Consider the following 17,625-nt stretch of genomic DNA (forward strand, 5'->3'; position numbering starts at 1 on the left):
GTCCCCGGGCGGGCCGGGACGGCGCTGTCAGTCGTCGGCGCGGCGGCGGGCCTGGCAGGTGGGGCAGAGCCCCCAGAAGGTGACCTCCGCCTCGTCCACCTCGAAGCCGTGGGCGGTGTCCGGGTCGAGGCAGGGCTTCTCGCCGACCGCGCAGTCGATGTCGGCGATCTCGCCGCAGCCCCGGCACACCACGTGGTGGTGGTTGTCGCCGGCCCGCGCCTCGTACCGGGCGGGGCTGCCGGCCGGCTCGATCCGGCGGGACAGCCCGGCGCGGGACAGCGCGCCGAGGACGTCGTAGACGGCCTGGGTGGAGACCGAGTCGAGGCGTTCCCGCACCCGCCGGGTGATCTCGTCGACCTCCAGGTGGCCACCGGCGGCGAGGACGTCGAGCACGGCGAGGCGCGGCCGGGTGACCCGCAGGCCCCTCGACCGCAGCAGTTCCTCGCCACCGGACATGAACTCAATGACAGCACGGGGCGCACCGGGCGACAAGCGAGCGTCTGACCTGGGTGGCCCGGGCCACAGCGCCCGAAGTGGGCGTACGCTGACGCCGCGGGGATCATGACGTACGCGGCCGGAGGTGTCGGTGTTCAGGGAGATCAACGGGCTGCCAAGCCACATCCTGGTGATCCACGCGGCGGTGGTGTTCGTGCCGCTGCTCGCGCTGCTGGCCGGCGCGTACGGGCTGGTGCCGAGGTGGCGTCCCCGGCTGGGCTGGGCGGTGGCGGGCCTCGCGGTGCTGACCCCGATCGTCACGTGGGTGTCGACCGAGACGGGCGAGGCCCTGGAGGAGGCGTTCGAGGAGAAGGGCTTCGACCCGGCCCTGCTCGCGCAGATCCACGAGCACTCCGAGTACGCCGAGACGCTGCTCTGGTTCACCGTGGGGCTCGCCGTGGCCGCCATCGCCCTGCTGCTGGTGACCCGCAACGACGACCGGGTCTCCCGGCTGCCGTCCTGGGTGCCCCTGCTGCTGACGGTCGTGGTGGTCGCGCTGGGCGTGGCCTCGCTGGTCTACGTCTTCCTCACCGGCGACTCCGGCGCCGAGGCGGCCTGGGGCCGGGTGCTCTGAGCCGACGCGGCCGGGGCCGGCCGGGCCGCTGCCCCGGGCTGCGCGGTCAGCGGGTGGCCGGGCCCTACCCCGGGCCGACCGCGCGGTCGGCGGAGGGCGGGGGAGCTGCGGTCAGCGGAACGCCCTGGAGCAGAGCAGGCAGAGCAGGGCCAGCAGCACCACGCCGGCGACCGCGCCGACGCCCCAGGTGACGTGCTGAGCCCGCTGCTCGACCGCGTCCAGCCCCGCCATGTCCTGCGGCGGCAGCTGGCGGGGCGGGGCGGCCCGCACGTGCAAGGGGGGACGCCAGCCGGGCGGCGGTGGCGTGCTGGGCGGCGGCCCGCCGTACCCGGCCGGCGGGTCGGCGCCGGCCGGGCCGGGCTCCGGTGGGCGCTTCGGGTCGTCGGTCGCGCCGTCGTCGGGCGGGCGACGCCAGTAGTCGTCCTCGGGGCGGTCACCGCTGGGCGTGGTCACGCCGACCGACGCTACCAACCGTCGGGCCGCGTGGCCGGTCGGACGCGGGCCGGAACCCGGGTAGTCTTGCCGCTCGTGAGCATCGACCCGGGGGCGCAGGCGCGCGGCGACGACGACCGCGCCGTCGACCTGAGCGAGGACTTCGTGGTGCTGCCCGAGCAGACGGCCGACGACACGGACCGGGGCTGGGGCGAGACGTCGGGCGGCAACGACGACTGGCTGCTCGCCGAGCGCCCGCCGCACTGGAGCTGAGCGCCGCCGCAGCCGCGCGTCGGAGGCGATGGCGGCTCACCCCCGCACCACGATCGCGAAGCGGCTGCCCTCGGGGAGCCCGACGGCGCGGTGCGCCTGCTCGGGCCGCAACGCCAGGTAGAGCGCCGAGGAGCCGTCGGTCGCGCCGGCACCGACCACGTCGAGCACCAGCGCCCGGGGCGCCAGCAGGTCGGCGTCGCCGGCCTGCCGGCCGGCCGGCACGGCGAGCAGGTCGACCCGGGCGCCCGGGCGGACGACCGCGAGCGCGGCCGGCTCGGCCAGCCGGATCGGCACCCCGACCGCCCCGTCGGGCAGCGGCAGGGCGGCCGGCGGCACGGCGGGGTCGGAAGCCGCCTCGGCGGGCAGTGGCGCGGCGGGGCCGGGGGAGCGGTCGCCGGCCGGCGGCGGGCAGCCGGCCGGGGTCTGGAGGACCGCCGCCGCGAGCCCGAGAAGTGCGGCGACCAGCGCGGCGCGCAGCAGCGTCGCCCGCCCCGGCAGCCGGGGCCGGCGCAGCGGCCGCAGTGATCCGGTGTCCGCCCCGGCGTTCCCCATCCGGCCCTCCCGCCCGCCCCCGGCGCCAGTGCGGTGCCGGGAGCAGCAGGCTAGGCCGCGCGGGGGCCGTCCCGCCGGGCCGGAGACGGAACCTGTGGACAACCGGGCCGCCTGTGGACAACGCCCACCGGGGCCGATGATCTGCTATGGCACGGGCACGGCGTGAATCTTGGAAGACTCCGGCTCCCGGAGGGGCCCTTGTCTTCCAAGATCTCCTGTGTCCGGAGCTGCCGTCGTCAGGAGGCGCTGGAGGCGGGGGCCTTGGCCGTGCCGCTCGACGAGGACGAGCCCGACGAGCCCGAGGACCCGGACGAGCCCGACGACGAGCCGGACGGCGAACCCGAGGAGCCGGACGAGCCCGACGACGCCGAGGAACCGGCGGACGAGCCGCCCGAGGCGCTCGACGAACCGGAGTCGCCGCCGGAGGACGACTCCGAGGCGGCCGGCTTGCCCGAGCCGTTCTTGGCCGCGTCCGAGCCGGAACGGGAGTCGGTGCGGTAGAAGCCCGAGCCCTTGAAGACGATGCCGACGGAGTTGAAAACCTTGCGCAGCCGCCCCGCACACGCCGGGCACTCGGTCAGCGGCTCGTCAGAGAAGGACTGCACCGCCTCGAGCTGCTGGCCGCACTCGGTGCAGGCGTACTGGTACGTGGGCACGGTCTCCTCCGGATCTGGCACGGCCGGTTGGCACTCGACTCATTCGAGTGCCAATGGTGCGTCATCGGACCCGGGTTCGTCCAGCGGAAGTGCCCGGACCGACACGGAGCCGCCCGTCAGCGTACGCAGCCCGCCGGAGGGGCTCACCACCGCGCGGACGGGTCGGTCGTGCGGCTCGGCGGGCAGCCGCGCGACCAGCTCGCCGTCGTGCAGCAGGGCCACCGTGAGGGCGTCCGCGCGGACGCGGGCGAGCGCCCGGTCGTAGCTGCCGCCGCCGCGCCCCAGCCGCCGCCCGCGCCGGTCCACCGCCAGGGCGGGCACCACCACCAGCCGCGCGTCGGCGACCGCCGCCCGGCCGAGCCGGGGACCCGTCGGCTCCCGCAGGCCCCGCCCGGCCGCGACGAGGCAGCCCGGCCCGGTGTACGCCGCCCAGTCCAGGTCGAGGTCGTCGCGGAGCACCGGCAGCAGCAACTCGCCGCCCGGCGGCAGCGCCGCGCGCAGCGCCTCCGGCAGCTCCGGCCCGCCCGGCTCCGAGCCGACGGGGACGTACGCGGTGACCCGGGCCGGGCGCAGCCGGCGTACCAGATCGGTCAGCGCGGCCCGGACGCGCGCCGCGGCCGCCGCCCGCTCCGGGGCGGGCAGCGCGCGGCGGCGGGCGAGCAGCTCCACCCGGGCCCGCCGCTTGGCCTCGTGGGTCACTTCCGCTCCATCAGAAAAATCCGGCACGCAACACTCCTGACGCAACGTTTGTCTCACGGTCGCACTGTGTCAGCATCGCTACATCGGGCGCGGAACTTCCGGGGGGAGCGTTGACGCTACGCGGGCGGTTGACGGCGGCCTTCCTCACGGTGGTGCTGGGCCCCGTCCTGCTCGGGGCGTTCTTCGTCGGCCTGACCATGACGACCGTCGACCGCAACCGGGCGGCCGAGCAGCTCGGCCTGGCCGCCGCGGCCGTGCGTACCTCGGTCGACGCCCTCTGCCAGCAGCTGCGCGCGGCGGCCGACGCGGTCGCCCTGGCCCCCGACGCCGCCGGGCGGGCGGGCGCGGCCGGGCAGGTGGTCGGCCGGGGCCTCGCCGCCGCCGTGCTCGTCACCGACGTGGCCGGCGTCCCGACGTACGCCACCCCCGGCGCCCCGGCCGCGCCCTGGCGGGACTGCGACGCCGCCGACCCGGCCGCCGGCCCGGTCGCGGCGCTCGCCGCCCGGGTCGCGCTGCGCGACCGGGCCGGCGGCGACCTGGGCGCGGTGGTCACCGCCCAGCCGGTCGACCCCGGCCTCGTCGGGCGGCTCGCGGCGGTCACCGGCGTCGCGGTCACCCTCCTCGACGGCGCGCCCGGCTCCGTCGGGGTCGCGGCCACCACCGAGGCCCCGGCCGTACGCGACGGGGTGCTCGCCGCCGCGCGCCGGGCCGCCGGCGACCGGGTCACCGGCACCGGCGACGGCCGCTACGTCCGCCGGATCCCGCCCGCGCCGGGGCAACCGCTGCCGCTGGTGCTCTCCGTGCCCAGCGAGCAGCCCCCCGACCTGTACGCGGCACTGGTCGGCGCGGTGCTGCTGGCCGGGCTGCTGGCGGTGGCCGTCGCCTGGCGGCTGGCCCGGGTCACCACCCGCCCCCTGGTGGAGCTGGCCGGCGCGGCGGACCGGGTGGCCCACGGCGACCTCGCCACCCGGGTGCCGGTGCGCAGTCGCGACGAGCTGGGCCGGCTGGCCGACGCGTTCAACCGGATGACCCGGGAGACCGGCATCTACGTGCAGGCGCTCACCAGCAGCCGGGACCAGCTGCGCGGCCACCTCGCCGTGCTCGGCGACACCCTGGCCAGCACCCACGACCTGCAACGCATCCTGCGGGTCATCCTGCACAGCGCGATCGCGGCCACCGGGGCGCGGGCCGGGGCGGTGCTGCTGGTCGACGGCGGCGTGCTGGTCGGCAGGTGCGTCGAGGGGCTCGACGGGCGCTGGTCGCCCGACGCCGGGGCGGACCCGGAGGGCACCGGCGCGGCCGGCCTGCGGGTGCCCGTCGGCGGCGGGATCGTCGGCGCGGTGGCCGCGACCGGCCAGCCCCGCCGGGGGCGGGCCGACCCGGTGGCGGAGGCCGCCGGGGAGCCGCGCTGCGAGACGTACGTCGCGGTGCCCTTCGCCGCCCCCGGCGGCCCGGCAGACCCCGGCATCCGGTCCGGGGTGGACCCGGGCGCGCCCGGCGGCCCGGCGGCGGCGCTCGGCGTGCTGGTCCTCTACGACCGGCTCGGCGGCGACGAGTTCGACGACGCCGACCTGGAGACCCTGCGGACCTTCGCCGGGCACGCGGCCGTGGCGGTGGACAACGTGCGGGTGCACGAGGAGGCCCAGCGGTTGTCGCTGACCGACCCGCTGACCGGGTTGTGGAACTACCGCTACCTGCGCGAGTCGATCCGCCGCGAGGTGGAGCGGGCCAGCCGGTTCGGCCGGATGCTGAGCGTCCTCGCCCTGGACCTGGACCGGTTCAAGGAGGTCAACGACACCTGGGGGCACGCCGCCGGGGACGCGGTGCTCGTCGAGTTCGCCCGCCGGGTGCGGGGTGAGATCCGCGAGGTGGACCTGGCCTTCCGCCGGGGCGGGGAGGAGTTCGTGGTGCTGCTGCCGGAGACCGACGCGCGGGGCGCGGCGATCGTCGCCGAGCGCCTCGGCACGGCGACCCGGGAGACTCCCGTCCCCGTGGAGTCGGGCGGCGGGGCCCGGATCCGGGTGACCGTCTCCGTCGGCATCGCCGTCTACCCGGACCACGCCTCCACCGGTCAGCAGGTCCTCGACGCGGCCGACGACGCCCTGTACGCGGCGAAGGCGGCGGGCCGGGACACCTGGCGGCTGGCCGAGGCGCGGCCCTGGCCGCCGGTGGAGGAGCTGGCCGTGCCGGCCGGTTCGGTCAGCCCGGCCGACGGCCTGCCCCGGGCCGGCGGCGCGTCTTCCGGTCCTCACCCGTCGCAACACGGCGTTGGCCGATAGTCTCGCGACATGTCGGAGCACTCAGCGAACCCCTCAGCGGCCACCGCAACCGGTCGTTCCCGCGCGGTCAAGGCCGTCATCCCGGCCGCCGGCCTGGCCACCCGGTTCCTGCCGGCCACCAAGGCGGTGCCCAAGGAGCTGCTGCCGGTCGTCGACCGGCCGGTCCTGCAGTACATCGTCGAGGAGGCCACGCAGGCCGGCATCGGCGACGTGCTGCTGATCACCGGGCGCGGCAAGACATCGATGGTGGACCACTTCGACCGCCGGCCCGACCTGGAGGCCCGGCTGGAGTCCAAGGGCGACGCCGAGCGGCTGGCCGCGGTGCGCCGTCCCAGCGAGCTCGCCGAGATCTACACCTGCCGGCAGCCGGAGCAGCTCGGCCTCGGCCACGCCATCGGCTACGCCGAGTCGCACGTCGGCGACCAGCCCTTCGCGGTGCTGCTCGGCGACGAGTTCGTCAAGCCGTCCGAGCCGCTGCTGCCGGCGATGCTGGAGCTACAGGCCCGCACCGGCGGGATCGTGCTGGCCTTCTTCGAGGTCGACCCGGCCGAGACCAAGCGGTACGGCATCGCCTCCGTCGCGCCCGCCGAGCCGGAGCTGACCGACATCGGCGAGGTCGTGAAGGTCACCGGCATGGTCGAGAAGCCCAAGCCGGAGGACGCCCCCAGCAACCTCGCCGTCCTCGGCCGGTACGTGCTGCCGGGGCGCATCTTCGACGCGATCCGGCGCACCGAGCCGGGCAGCGGCGGCGAGATCCAGCTCACCGACGCGATGGAGCTGCTGCGCACCGAGGGCGTCCCGGTGCACGCGATCGTCTACCGGGGCACCCGCTACGACACGGGGATGCCGCTGGGCTACCTCCAGACGGTGGTGCAGCTCGCCTGCGAACGCGAGGACCTCGGCGCGGAGTTCCGCAAGTGGCTCGCCGAGTTCGTCAACAACGGCGACGAGACCGTCACCGAGGCGATCCTCAACGGCATGCGCGACTCGTCGGGCGGTCCTAATACATGACCGCGACGGCCGACGCCGAGGCGGCCGCGAACGAGTTGACGCCGCTCGCCGACTACCTGGGCAGCGTGCTGCGCAGGTTACGCGCGCTGCCTCCGCTCGACCTCGACCTGACCCAGGCGCACGGCAACGTCCTCGCTGAGGACGTCGTCGCGCCGCACTCCTACCCGGCCTTCGACCAGGCGGCCGTCGACGGGTACGCGGCGCGTTGGGACGACCTCTCCGGCGCGGGCCGGGCGGCGGGCGGATACGCCGACCGCTCCGGCCCGCCCGGGTCCCGCACCGTGCGGCTCAACGTGGTCGGCGACCTCGGCGCGGCGAGCTGGCGGCCGGTGCGGCTCACCCCGGGGGCCTGCTTCTCGGTGGCCGCCGGCGCGCCGCTGCCGATCGCCGCCGACGTGGTGGTGCCCGTGGAGTGGACCGATCAGGGCATGGCCGCCGTGGAGATCTTCCGCACCCCCAAGCGGGGGTACGGGGTGCGCCGCGCCGGTGAGGAGCTGCCGGCCGGCACCCTGCTCGCCCGCGCCGGCACGTACGTCTCCCCGGCCCTGGTCGCCGTCTTCGCCGCCACCGGCATCGGGCACGTGGTGGTGCGGCCCAGCCCTCGGGTGGTCATCGTGGCCACCGGCGACGAGCTGGTCGACGTGGGCCGGGGCAGCCAGCCCGGGCAGGTGGTGGACGCGAACTCGCACGCCCTGACCGCCGCCGCCGCCGAGGTGGGCGCGCTGGCGTACCGGGTGGGGATCTGCGACGACGACCCGGAGGGGCTGCGCGGGCTGCTGGAGGACCAGACCCTGCGCGCCGATCTGATCATCACCACCGGCGGCACCGGCACCGGGCCCGGCGACATGGTGCGCCGCATCCTGTCCCGCCGGGAGGGCGGCCGGGCCGGGCCGGTCACCTTCACCGAGGTGGCCCTCTATCCCGGCACCGCCCTCGGATTCGGTACGGTCGGCGCCGAGGAGGTGCCGGTGGTCTGTCTTCCCGGTGAACCCGGCGCGGCGCTGATCGGCTTCGAGGTGCTGGCCCGGCCCGCCATCAACCTGTTGGCCGGGGCCGAGCCCGTGTTCCGGCCGAGCGTGCGCGCGCACCTGCTGGAGACCATCACCTCGCCCGGCGGGCTGCGCGAGTTCCGCCCCGCGCACGTCGCCGAGCGGCGCGGCGGCGGCTACACCGTCCAGCCGCTGCCGGGCGGGAAGTTCACCCTGTCCGGCCTGGCCGAGGCCAACGGGCTGATGGTGCTCGGCGAGCGCGTCACCACGGCCGCCGCCGGCTCCACCGTGGACGTCCTCCTGCTGGACCGGCGCCGGTGAGCGCGAGGAGTGAGCTTGCGAGCCCCGCAGTCGCGAGCGGAAGGTCGGCCCGGTGAGCGCGAGGAGTGAGCTTGCGAGCCCCGCAGTCGCGAGCGGAAGGTCGGCCCGGTGAGTGGACTGTGGTCGGGGCGGTCGCCGGGGTGGCCGGTGGTGCTCGCGGACGGCCCCGTGCTGCTGCGGCCCTACCGACGCTCGGACGCGGCGGCCTGGTCGGAGGTGCGCTGTGCCAACCGGGCCTGGCTGGCCCCGTGGGAGTCGGCGCTGCCCGGCAACTGGGACGAGCTGAACTCTCCGGCGGCGTTCCGCTGGGTCCACAAGGACCAGCGCCGCTCGGCACGCACCGGCGAGGGGATGCCGTTCGCGGTCTGCCTGCGTGAGCACGGCGGGGAGCGGCTGGTCGGGCACCTCAACGTCGGCAGCATCGTCCGGCGGGCGTTCTGCTCGGCGTACGTCGGATACTGGGTGGACTCCCGGGTGGCCGGGCGGGGCGTCATCCCCACCGCGCTGGCGCTCGCCGTGGACCACGCGTTCGGCCCTGGCGGGCTGCACCGGATCGAGGTGAACATCCGGCCGGAGAACAAGCCGTCCCGCCGGGTGGTGGAGAAGCTCGGCTTCCGCGAGGAGTCGTACCACGTGCGATACATGCATATCGACGGTGCGTGGCGCGACCACATCGGATACGCCATGACCAGCGAGGAAGTCGCCGCAGAGGGCGGCCTGCTGGCCCGCTGGCACCGGTTGAGCGCCGCCACGGGGTGAACCGTCCCACCCCCGCCTGATCGGCGCGGCGCACAATCAACCTGGTCGGCGGCCCGTAACCTCAAGTAACTGCAAGCTGCGGCAAGCGCTGCCCGACCGCATCTTCGACCGCCCGGGACGGTGCCAGTCGAAGATTCTGCGGCCGTACGGCGGTTGCCCCGAACCTGGTGACGGGAGGGGTGAGGGTGCCGACCTCGGTGCTCCTCGCCGTCCTCGCCGCCGCCGGTCTGCTCGCCCTCGCGCCGGCGCTGGTTCGCCGGTACGACGCCACCGAGCGGCTGGTGGCGGAGCGGGCGCAGTCGACGGCGCGGGTGCTCCAGCGCCGCCGGCGGCGACGCACTGTCCCCGGACGCCGGCCGGTCAACCCCTCCCGATCTCTCGTTGTCACCTTGAGCGAGGATGTGAACACGGGTGGTCTCTCCGCTCCCGTGTCCGCCCCACCCGCACCGGCGCGGCGACGCGGCCGGCTGCGCGCCGTGCCGCCGGCCGCGAAGTCCCGTCGACGGGCCGCACCCCGCCGCCGTCCGCACACCCCGGCGATCTACCGCAGGCGGCGGGTGCTCGCCGCCCTGCTGCTGCTCAACGTCGTCGAGCTGATCGGGGTGGCCGTGGTCGGCCCCGGCTTCTGGATCGGCTTCTCCGTCACGGCCACCCTCCTGGTGACGTACGTGGTGCACCTGCGCAAGCGGGCCCTCGCCGAGCGCCGCCGCCGACGCGCCCACGCGCGGGAGGCCGCCTGGCTGGCCGCCCGGCAGGCCGAGGTGCGCCGGGAGCAGGCACGCCGGGCAGCGGCCCGCCGGGAGGCCCAGCGCCGCCTGGCGGCCCAGCGCGAGGCGGTCCGCCGCACGGCGATGGGCCTGGACCGGCCCGCCGACCTGCCACCGGCGGCCAGCGGCGGCGGCTCGGTGTCGTACCGGCGGGCTGGGGGGCTGCGGGGCCGCCCGTACCAGTCGGGCCGCACCTCCCACTCGGCCTGACGGGCCTCTCCTGACCGGCTCGTCGGCTCGCGCTTGATCGGGTCGCTCGGCTCGGCTTGATCGACTTCATGGCGGGGTCTGAGGGGTCGGGATACCGCCATGTCGCCGACATGGTGAGCGTCGACCGGGCCCGTGAGCAGGCACGGGCCGGGTGGGCGGGGCGGATTCGCATGGCGGGCGGGTGTGCTGTTAGTCTTGTCGCCGGCCCGCCTGGTGCAAGCCAGGTGGGACCGAAGCCGGTTAGCCGGCGGAGGGGCTGTGGCGCAGACCGGTAGCGCACCTCGTTCGCATCGAGGGGGTCAGGGGTTCAAATCCCCTCAGCTCCACCCTTAACGCCAATGGCCAGCGGAAACGCTGGCCATTGATCATCTGGCACAGATCCGGCACAACTCAGCCCGGAACGCCGCCCCCGGAGCGGTTGCCCGCAGCCTTGCGCCACCCGCACCACAGCTCCGGGGCGCTCGCTCAGCGCTTCAGCAGTGCGCGGATCTCCCCGGCGACCAGGCCGGGAGCCTCCTCGGCCATGAAGTGGCCGCACGTGACCGGGACGTGGTGGAGGTCCGGAGCCCATGCCTTCCACAGCCCGGCGGCGTCGAAGCCGAGCACGGCCCCCCAGTCCTGCTGGAGCACGGTGACCGGCATGGCCAGGGTGCGACCGGCGTCGCGGTCGGCCCGGTCGTGTTCGACGTCGATGCCGGCCGAGGCCCGGTAGTCGGCGACGATCGACGGAATGGCGGCGCGGGCGGCGTCGAGGTAGGCACGGCGGATGTCGGCGGGGATGGCCTGCGGGTCGTTGGTCCACAGGTCGAGGAAGTGGCCGAAGAAGTCGTCGGAGGCCCCGGCGATCATCTTCTCGGGCAGGCCGGGCGGCTGGGCCATCAGGTAGAGGTGGAAGCCGACCTGGGCGCTGACCCCGTGCATGACGTTCCACATGTCCAGCGTCGGCAGCACGTCCAGCGACGCCAGGTGCGTGACGTGTTCCGGGTGGTCGAGCCCGGTGCGGATCGCGACCAGCGCGCCCCGGTCGTGCCCGGCCAGGGCGAACCAGTCGTGGCCCAGCGCCTTCGCGAGAGCCACCACGTCCGTGCCCATGGTCCGCTTGGAGTAGGTGTCCGGGCCGGCCTCGGCCGGCTTGTCGCTGGCGCCGTAGCCGCGCAGGTCCGGGCAGATCACGGTGTGCTCCGCGGCCAGGTCGGCGGCGACGTGCCGCCACATCAGGTGGGTCTGCGGGAAGCCGTGCAGCAGGACGATCGGGCTGCCGGAGCCGGCCACCGCGGTGTGGAGCTCCACGCCGTCGGCGACGGGGACGCGTACGTGGTCGAACCTCATGTTCCTCACACCTTCTCTCGGGGTCGCCGACAACTGTGCGAGGTTCGGATGAGCAGCGGATGAGCGCCGGGATAGCGTGGCTCCGTGCACCGTGGGCCTGTCACGTTCGGCGTTCTCGGCCCGGTGGTCGCCGAGGACGCACAGGGTGGTCCCGTCGCGTTGAAGGGGCCGATGCACCGCGCGGTCCTGGCCCGGCTGCTGGTGGCCCGCCGCCGGGTCGTACCCGTCAGTGATCTTGTCCAGGACCTGTGGGTGGCGCCCCCGGACGGCGCGGTGTCCGCCGTGCGGACCTTCGTCGCGGCGCTGCGCAGGGCGGTCGAGCCGGACCGCCCGCCACGGGCGCCGGCGACCCTGCTGGTCACCCAGGGCCTCGGGTACGCGCTGCGCTGCGAGCCCGATCAGGTGGACGCCTGGCGGTTCGAGGAGGCTGTCACCAACGCCGGCACCATGGACGCGGCCGCCGCACTGGCCCGGTTGGACGAGGCGCTCGCCTGGTGGCGCGGTCCCGCGTACGCCGACTTCCCGGACGCCGCCTGGGCCCGGGCCGACCGCTCACGACTCGCCGAACTGCGCCTACAGGCCGTCGAGGGGCGGGCCCAGGCGCGGCTCGACCTGGGGCGGGCCGCCGAGGCCGTTCCCGACCTCGACGAGCACGTCATCGCGCATCCGTGGCGGGAACTGGGGTGGCGGCTGTTGGCGCTGGCCCTGTACCGGTCGGGTCGGCAGGGCGACGCGCTGGCGGTCCTGCGCCGGGCCCGGGAGCTGCTCGCCGGCCACCTGGGCGTGGATCCGGGGCCGGCCCTGCGCGCGTTGGAGACGGACATCCTGCGGCAGGAGCCGGGCCTGGCCGGGCCCGCCCGGCCCGATCCGGCCGGCGAGGCGCTGACGCGGGCCGTCTCCGCCTACGACCGGGTGCTCGCCGGTGGCGCCCGGGTGCGGCTGGAGTCGGCGGTCGGCCTGCTGCGCAACCTCGCGGTGACCGGAGCGGGCGGCCTGGAGGCGGCCCGGGAGCAGCGCGCGGCGACGATCAGCGCCGCCGAGGAGCTCGGCGACCCGGCGTTGACCGCGCGGGTGATCGGCGCGTACGACGTGCCGGCCAGCTGGCCTCGCTCCGACGACCCCGGGCAGGCCGCCGCGATCGTCGCCGCCGCGGAACGGGCCCTCGTGGTCCTCCCACCGGACGGCCCCGACCCGGTCCGGGCCCGGCTGCTGGCCACCATCGCGATCGAGTCGCGCGGCACCCGTGACCCGCGGCCACGCGAGTACGCCCGGCAGGCCGAGGCGATCGCCCGCGAGCTGGACGACCCCGCGCTGCTCGCGTTCGCGTTGAACGGGGTGTTCATGCAGAGCTGCCACCGCACCGGCGGCTCGGCGCGCCGCGATCGGATCGGCGCCGAGCTGGTGAGCCTGGCGCGCCGGCACGGCCTGGCCTCCGCAGAGGTGCTGGGTCACCTGATCCGGTTGCAGTCCAGTTGCGCGACGGCCGCGTTCGACCGGGCCGACCGGCACGCGGCGGCCGCCGACGACCTGGCCGGCCGGCACGAGCGTCCCCTGGTCGGCGTGTTCACCCAGTGGTATCGGGCGCTGCGCGCCGACGTCGCCGAGCAGGCGTCGGTGGAGCGGGCCGAGTCGCTGTACCGCGGCGCGGCGGCCCGGCTGGACCAGGCGGGCATGCCCGGCATGCGCGACGGCCTGCTGCCGCTGGCGCTGCTCGGCCTGCGCCTGCGCCGTGGCCTGCCGCTCGCCTCCGCGGACGACCGGTGGGGGCCGTACGGGCCGTGGGTGCGGCCCCTGCTCGAACCGGGCCGGACCGCGCTCGCCGACGTGCCGGACCCGCCTGCGGACCTGCTCGCGGAGGCGCTGTGGTGCCTGTTCGCCCGGGCCGCGACCGCCGCGGCCGACCGGGCCGCCATGGAACGGGCCAGGCGGGCGCTCGCCCCGGCGACGGCCGAGTGGGCCGGCGCGTCGAGCGGGGCGTTGACGGTCGGCCGCGTCGCGGATCACCTGGCGGCGCTGGACGCCGCGCTGCGACCGGGTCGACCCGTCAGAGGTAGGCGATCTCGCTGAAGGTGAGCGGGATGAAGCTGGTGGGGCCGCCGTAGGTCCAGGTGATGTAGGCGTCCGCGCCGGTGCGGTACTCGCCGGACACCCGGGGGTATTCGGTGTCGGCGCTCGCGGTGGTGGTGCTTTGACATCCTCTCCGTCCTGAAGGACGGAGATTCCCTCCACGCTGCGTGTGGAACGCGCGGCGTCTGGGTGGGTTACCGCTTCGCCGCGCGGTGCCGGGACGGGTCCCGGTCTTACCCGCGCTCCACGGTCGTTTGAGTTGTCCGCCTGTCCGGCGGCCAACACGTTGATGGCGGCGTTGACGTCCCGGTCGTGGGTTGCTCCGCAGGGGCAGTCCCACGACCGGACGTTCAGCGTCATCTTCTCGGTGATCCGGCCACACTGCGAGCACATGCGGGTGGAGGGGAGAAACCGGTCGACCCGGGCGAACGTGCGCCCGTACCGGGCGGCCTTGTACTCCAGCATGCCGGTGAAGCCGGCCCAACCGGCGTCGTGGACGGACTTGGCGAGCCGGGTCCGGCTGAGACCGGCAACGCACAGGTCCTCGACGTACACCGCTTGGTTGTCGCGGATGATTGCCGTGGACAGCTTGTGCTGCCAGTCCCGCCGGGTGTCGGCCACCCGCGCGTGAGCGCGAGCGACCTTCACGACGGCCTTCTCGCGGTTGGCCGAGCCCTTCTGCTTGCGCGACAGCGCCTGCTGCCGCCGCTTGAGCTTGCGCGCCGCGCGGCGCAGAAACTTCGGCGCGGCCACCTTCGTGCCGTCCGACAGGACAGCGAAGTGGGTCAGCCCCAAGTCGATACCGACCTCCGAGTCCAGATCGGGTAGCGCCTCGTCCTCGGCCCTGGTCACGACGAACGAGGCGAAGTACCGCCCGGCGGCGTCCCGGATGATCGCCACGCTGGACGGGTCCGACGGCAGCGTCCGGGACCAGCGCACGTCCAGGTCGCCGATCTTCGGCAGCCGCAGACGGCCGTTGTCAAGGATCTTGAACCTGGCGTTCCTTGTGAAGCGGATCGCCTGCCGGTTGTCCTTGCGCGACCGGAACCTCGGCGAGGCGACCATGCGGCCCTTACGCCTGCCCGACAACGAGTTGAAGAAGTTGCGGTATGCAGTGTTCAGGTCCGCCAACGCTTGTTGCAACACCACCGCCGACACCTCGGCAAGCCAGGCCCGCTGCGGCGTCAGCTTCGCCTCGGTGATCACACGGCGCGACAACTCCCCGTCAGGCACGTACGCAAGCCCCGCCTCCCGTGCCTGCTGGCGCAGGCGCAGCCCGTCGTTGAACACCACCCGCGCGCACCCGAACGCCTTCGCCAACGCGATCTGCTGGCCAGGCGTCGGGTAGACGCGGAAGCGGTAACGCAGCTGCACAACCCCGAGTCTATCATGTTGGTCTATGGCCTACCTTGAAGGCATTCGCACTGGCAGACATTGCACCTTCGCCATGCACGTCCACTTGGTCTTCGTTACCAAGTTCCGGCACAAGGTGTTCGGCGACCGGCACCTGTCCCGGATGGAACAGATCATGCGGGACGTCTGCGCCGACTTCGAGGCCGAACTGGTCGAGTTCAACGGCGAGGACAACCACGTGCACCTGCTAGTGAACTACCCGCCCAAGGTCGCCGTGGCCCGGCTGGTCAACAGCCTCAAGGGCGTCTCATCGCGCCGCCTACGGCAGGAATTCCCCGACCTCGCACAGCACTACTACCGGGCGAACAAGCTGTGGTCGGGCTCGTACTTCGCAGGCTCAGCGGGCGGAGCCCCGCTGAGCGTCGTGAAGCAGTACATCGAGCAGCAAAACCGCCCGGTTTAACAGGGTGTCGGTGACGATGAACCGCTTGCGACGAGCCCGGCCAGGGCCGCCTCGTCCGGCGCGAACCAGGCGAGCAGCTCGGCGGCGTGCCCGGCGAGCTGCGGGTCCGGCTCGGCGAGCCAGCGGACGTACCGGTCGGTGTGCCTTGCCCCGGTGTGGAAGGCGTCGGCCGCCCAGCGGACCGCCGCGTCCAGGCCCGAGACCTCGTCGTGTTCGCACAGGTCCCCGGCCGCCAGGTGCCGGGCCACCAGCGTCGCCTGGTCGTCGGTGATGCCGTCGGCGGCGGCGAAGGCCCGGCGCGGGTCGAACGGCAACGCGTCGTCGCGCCGGTCGCCGAGCACCACCGCGCGGAGCAGGCCGACCACCTCCGCTCGGTCGCCGGTGGTGGTGTCGTCGGCGAGCGCCGCCAGGAACGGCACCACATGGCGGCTCGCCTCCCACCGCGTGCCCTGGTGGTGGACGGTGCCGGACAGCTCGGACCGTGCGCGGCTCCGGGTCGGCGCGTCCGCCGACCGCAGTCCCCGCAACTGGCCCGGCACGTCGGCGGCCGGCCCGTACACGTGGTGCAGCGACCCCCACGGGACCCGTTCGAGCCCGGCCAGCGGGTCGGTGGACCCGGCCACGCCGGTCAGCGCCGTTCGAGCGTGAGCAGCGGCTCGGACAGCGGCGGCGAGGGCGCGTCGGGGTCGGCGGCCACGGCCTCCTCAATGCTGCGCAGGCCGACCTCGATCTCGTCGGGGGCGAGCTGGGAGAAGAACGAGAGGGCGCGCAGGCGCAGCCGGCCGAGCACGTCGGCCCGGGTGCCCTCGGACGGTTGGGTGACCGTGCCGAAGCCGGTGACCCGCCAGCCGGCCGCCGTGAACATCGCGACGACCTCGTGCAGCGGCTGGAACTGCGCGAGGTCCGCGGCGAGGCCGCGCGGGAAGTGGTCGAGCCACCAGGGCTCGGGGTGGTGGTCGCTGAAGTTGCCACGCAGCAGCAGCAGCCGCCCGCCCGGCCTGAGCGCCCGGGCGAGCTCCCGGGCCGCGCGGGGCTTGTCCTGGACGTGGTGCCAGGACAGGAACATGAGCGCGTAGTCGGCGCTGCCGTCCGGCACGGGCAGGTCCTCGGCGGAGCCCGCCAGGTAGCGCACGTCGGGGTGCGAGGGCTGCGCCTGGGTCACCTCGCGCATGCGTACTGCGGGTTCGATGCCGGTGACCGGCCCGAACGCGTGCGCCAGCGCGGGGGTGAACCGGCCGGTCCCCGCCCCGACGTCGAGCCCCACCAGGGGACGCCGCTGCGGCAGCGCGGCGGCGAAGGCGCTCAGCCACGCCCTGGACTGCTGCTCGGTGAGCGCCCGGGCGCGTGCAAGTGCTGGTGCTGCTCCCGGTCGTAGTCGACCCGCCTCATCCGCAGTCCCCGTCAGCAGCCGGTGTCCGATGTATCGCATCGATACATCGGCACGATGCTGTGCGGCGCGCGAGAAGGCCATGCGCGTCGCGGGCCGGAACCGCCGGGGCCGGGGCCACCTCGCTCGGTGACCCCGGCCCGCTCGCGGGTCAGCTGCCGCAGATGCCGTACCCGTTGAGGCTCCACGAGCCGGCGAAGCCGTCGGCGTCCTCGTCGGCCCGCACCCGCACCGTGTCGCCCCCGGTGATGTTGACCGCGGTGAGCAGCACCTGACCGTTGCCGGCGTTGATGTCCGCCCCCGCGCTGTAGAGCCCCTTGCCGGCCGGGCACGCCTTCACGGCGGAGTCGGACGGGTTGCTCGCGCCCGTCCCCGTGGTCACGACCCGCTCCAGGCCGGCGGGCGCGGTGGCGCAGACCGCGATCGCGGTGGCGCTCCAGCCGGCCGGCGAGGTGCCCTGCACCGCGACCGCCCGGACGGTCACCGACGTCAGGTCGGACGACGGCACCACCTGGTCGAGCACGACGTCGCCAAGGCCGCTGTTGACCCGCCCGCCCATCCCGATGACCTTCTTCGTCCCGCAGCTCGCCGTGACGTACTCCGTCCCGACCGCCCCGGTCGCCGCGACGACCTGGTAGCCGGCCGGCGCGGTGGCGCACTGGGCGAGGGTCTGGAGCCCCCAGTCACCGGCGAAGTTGACCGGGCCGACCTCCCGCATCGTCGCGCTGAACCCGGTGCCGTTCGCCAGCGGCTCCAGCCGGTCCAGCCCGACGTGTCCGGCGGCCGACGACCCGGCGAGAAGGTAGCCACCGCCCCCGGTGACCACCTTGCCGGCCGGGCACGCCGCGAAAGCAGACTTGTCCGCGCTGCTCTCGGCGGTCGCCGTGCCGACCGTCTCCAGCCCCGCCGGCGTCGCCGATGCCGGTGCCGCCCAACCCATGGTGGCGATCACGGCCGCCGTCGACGCGATGACCGTCAGCGCGCCCTGTCCCCTGGTTACTCGCATGTC

At 75.0% G+C, this 17,625-nt stretch carries 19 protein-coding genes, 1 tRNA gene and 1 pseudogene; 12 read left to right on the forward strand and 9 right to left on the reverse strand.

Annotated elements, in window-relative coordinates; translation table 11 throughout:
- Positions 1 to 27: 27 nt before the first annotated feature.
- The gene (locus O7633_RS24210; protein ID WP_074477077.1) at positions 28 to 456 is read right to left on the reverse strand and encodes a Fur family transcriptional regulator; all 429 of its coding nucleotides are present in this window, start codon (positions 454 to 456) and stop codon (positions 28 to 30) included.
- A 130-nt stretch (positions 457 to 586) separates the two neighbouring features.
- Between O7633_RS24210 and O7633_RS24215 the strand changes: the two genes are divergently transcribed.
- On the forward strand, positions 587 to 1,069 hold the full coding sequence (locus O7633_RS24215) for a DUF2231 domain-containing protein (RefSeq protein ID WP_282328629.1): 483 nt from the start codon (positions 587 to 589) through the stop codon (positions 1,067 to 1,069).
- 111 nt (positions 1,070 to 1,180) lie between these two features.
- On the opposite strand, the gene O7633_RS24220 is transcribed toward O7633_RS24215, so the two are convergent.
- Entirely contained in the window at positions 1,181 to 1,522 is a 342-nt protein-coding gene (locus O7633_RS24220; protein ID WP_282324033.1) for a hypothetical protein, read from the reverse strand.
- 75 nt (positions 1,523 to 1,597) lie between these two features.
- Here O7633_RS24220 and O7633_RS24225 point away from each other — a divergent pair, with 75 nt between their 5' ends.
- Positions 1,598 to 1,774, forward strand: a complete 177-nt coding sequence (locus O7633_RS24225) for a hypothetical protein (RefSeq protein ID WP_176734305.1) — start codon at positions 1,598 to 1,600, stop codon at positions 1,772 to 1,774.
- Between the two features lie 36 nt (positions 1,775 to 1,810).
- Here the strand turns inward: O7633_RS24225 and O7633_RS24230 are convergent, their stop codons facing one another.
- Positions 1,811 to 2,326: a flagellar biosynthesis protein FlgA gene (locus tag O7633_RS24230; RefSeq protein ID WP_282324034.1), complete on the reverse strand. Its 516-nt coding sequence runs from the start codon at positions 2,324 to 2,326 to the stop codon at positions 1,811 to 1,813.
- 261 nt (positions 2,327 to 2,587) lie between these two features.
- Between O7633_RS24230 and O7633_RS24235 the strand changes: the two genes are divergently transcribed.
- On the forward strand, positions 2,588 to 2,827 hold the full coding sequence (locus O7633_RS24235; protein WP_282328721.1) for a hypothetical protein: 240 nt from the start codon (positions 2,588 to 2,590) through the stop codon (positions 2,825 to 2,827).
- A gap of 14 nt (positions 2,828 to 2,841) precedes the next feature.
- On the opposite strand, the pseudogene O7633_RS24240 reads toward O7633_RS24235, so the two are convergent.
- Both O7633_RS24240 and O7633_RS24245 read right to left on the reverse strand, forming a co-directional pair.
- A pseudogene (locus O7633_RS24240) lies at positions 2,842 to 3,003 on the reverse strand (FmdB family zinc ribbon protein); the annotation flags it as partial.
- Between the two features lie 18 nt (positions 3,004 to 3,021).
- The gene (locus O7633_RS24245; protein WP_282324035.1) at positions 3,022 to 3,708 is read right to left on the reverse strand and encodes a 5-formyltetrahydrofolate cyclo-ligase; all 687 of its coding nucleotides are present in this window, start codon (positions 3,706 to 3,708) and stop codon (positions 3,022 to 3,024) included.
- Between the two features lie 83 nt (positions 3,709 to 3,791).
- On the opposite strand from O7633_RS24245, the gene O7633_RS24250 reads away from it, so the two are divergent.
- The 6 genes from O7633_RS24250 (at position 3,792) to O7633_RS24275 (ending at position 10,343) form a co-directional block, all read left to right on the forward strand.
- Positions 3,792 to 5,960, forward strand: coding sequence for a diguanylate cyclase (locus O7633_RS24250; RefSeq protein ID WP_282324036.1), 2,169 nt, complete (start codon positions 3,792 to 3,794; stop codon positions 5,958 to 5,960).
- Between the two features lie 9 nt (positions 5,961 to 5,969).
- Entirely contained in the window at positions 5,970 to 6,971 is a 1,002-nt protein-coding gene (locus tag O7633_RS24255) for a UTP--glucose-1-phosphate uridylyltransferase (RefSeq protein ID WP_074477082.1), read from the forward strand.
- A complete protein-coding gene (glp, locus tag O7633_RS24260) occupies positions 6,968 to 8,281 on the forward strand; it encodes a gephyrin-like molybdotransferase Glp (RefSeq protein WP_074477083.1) in 1,314 nt (437 codons plus the stop codon). Before O7633_RS24255 ends, glp begins: the two co-directional genes overlap by 4 nt.
- A gap of 117 nt (positions 8,282 to 8,398) precedes the next feature.
- Positions 8,399 to 9,040, forward strand: a complete 642-nt coding sequence (locus O7633_RS24265) for a GNAT family protein (RefSeq protein ID WP_282328630.1) — start codon at positions 8,399 to 8,401, stop codon at positions 9,038 to 9,040.
- Between the two features lie 179 nt (positions 9,041 to 9,219).
- Entirely contained in the window at positions 9,220 to 10,017 is a 798-nt protein-coding gene (locus tag O7633_RS24270) for a hypothetical protein (protein WP_178063290.1), read from the forward strand.
- A gap of 252 nt (positions 10,018 to 10,269) precedes the next feature.
- Positions 10,270 to 10,343 (forward strand) — tRNA-Ala (locus tag O7633_RS24275).
- Between the two features lie 139 nt (positions 10,344 to 10,482).
- On the opposite strand, the gene O7633_RS24280 is transcribed toward O7633_RS24275, so the two are convergent.
- Positions 10,483 to 11,346 carry an alpha/beta hydrolase gene (locus O7633_RS24280; RefSeq protein WP_282324037.1) on the reverse strand — a complete coding sequence of 288 codons (864 nt, stop codon included), beginning with the start codon at positions 11,344 to 11,346 and terminating at the stop codon, positions 10,483 to 10,485.
- An 84-nt stretch (positions 11,347 to 11,430) separates the two neighbouring features.
- Here O7633_RS24280 and O7633_RS24285 point away from each other — a divergent pair, with 84 nt between their 5' ends.
- From O7633_RS24285 to tnpA, 3 genes are all read left to right on the forward strand, one after another.
- On the forward strand, positions 11,431 to 13,413 hold the full coding sequence (locus tag O7633_RS24285; RefSeq protein WP_282324038.1) for a BTAD domain-containing putative transcriptional regulator: 1,983 nt from the start codon (positions 11,431 to 11,433) through the stop codon (positions 13,411 to 13,413).
- A 664-nt stretch (positions 13,414 to 14,077) separates the two neighbouring features.
- Complete coding sequence (locus O7633_RS24290; RefSeq protein WP_282324039.1) at positions 14,078 to 14,761, forward strand: hypothetical protein; 684 nt, start codon at positions 14,078 to 14,080, stop codon at positions 14,759 to 14,761.
- A 51-nt stretch (positions 14,762 to 14,812) separates the two neighbouring features.
- Positions 14,813 to 15,229: an IS200/IS605 family transposase gene (gene tnpA, locus O7633_RS24295; RefSeq protein WP_282324040.1), complete on the forward strand. Its 417-nt coding sequence runs from the start codon at positions 14,813 to 14,815 to the stop codon at positions 15,227 to 15,229.
- Here tnpA and O7633_RS24300 read toward each other — a convergent pair.
- The 3 genes from O7633_RS24300 to O7633_RS24310 all read right to left on the reverse strand — a co-directional run bounded on the left by O7633_RS24300 (position 15,226) and on the right by O7633_RS24310 (position 17,622).
- Entirely contained in the window at positions 15,226 to 15,852 is a 627-nt protein-coding gene (locus O7633_RS24300; protein WP_282324041.1) for a hypothetical protein, read from the reverse strand. The two genes, tnpA and O7633_RS24300, sit on opposite strands and share 4 nt — an antisense overlap.
- Positions 15,853 to 15,857: 5 nt before the next feature.
- Positions 15,858 to 16,658, reverse strand: a complete 801-nt coding sequence (locus O7633_RS24305; RefSeq protein WP_282324042.1) for a class I SAM-dependent methyltransferase — start codon at positions 16,656 to 16,658, stop codon at positions 15,858 to 15,860.
- A gap of 109 nt (positions 16,659 to 16,767) precedes the next feature.
- Positions 16,768 to 17,622, reverse strand: a complete 855-nt coding sequence (locus O7633_RS24310; protein WP_278131848.1) for a hypothetical protein — start codon at positions 17,620 to 17,622, stop codon at positions 16,768 to 16,770.
- Positions 17,623 to 17,625 lie beyond the last annotated feature (3 nt).

It is taken from the genome of Micromonospora sp. WMMD712 (assembly GCF_029581295.1).
GTDB classification, from domain to species: domain Bacteria; phylum Actinomycetota; class Actinomycetes; order Mycobacteriales; family Micromonosporaceae; genus Micromonospora; species Micromonospora carbonacea.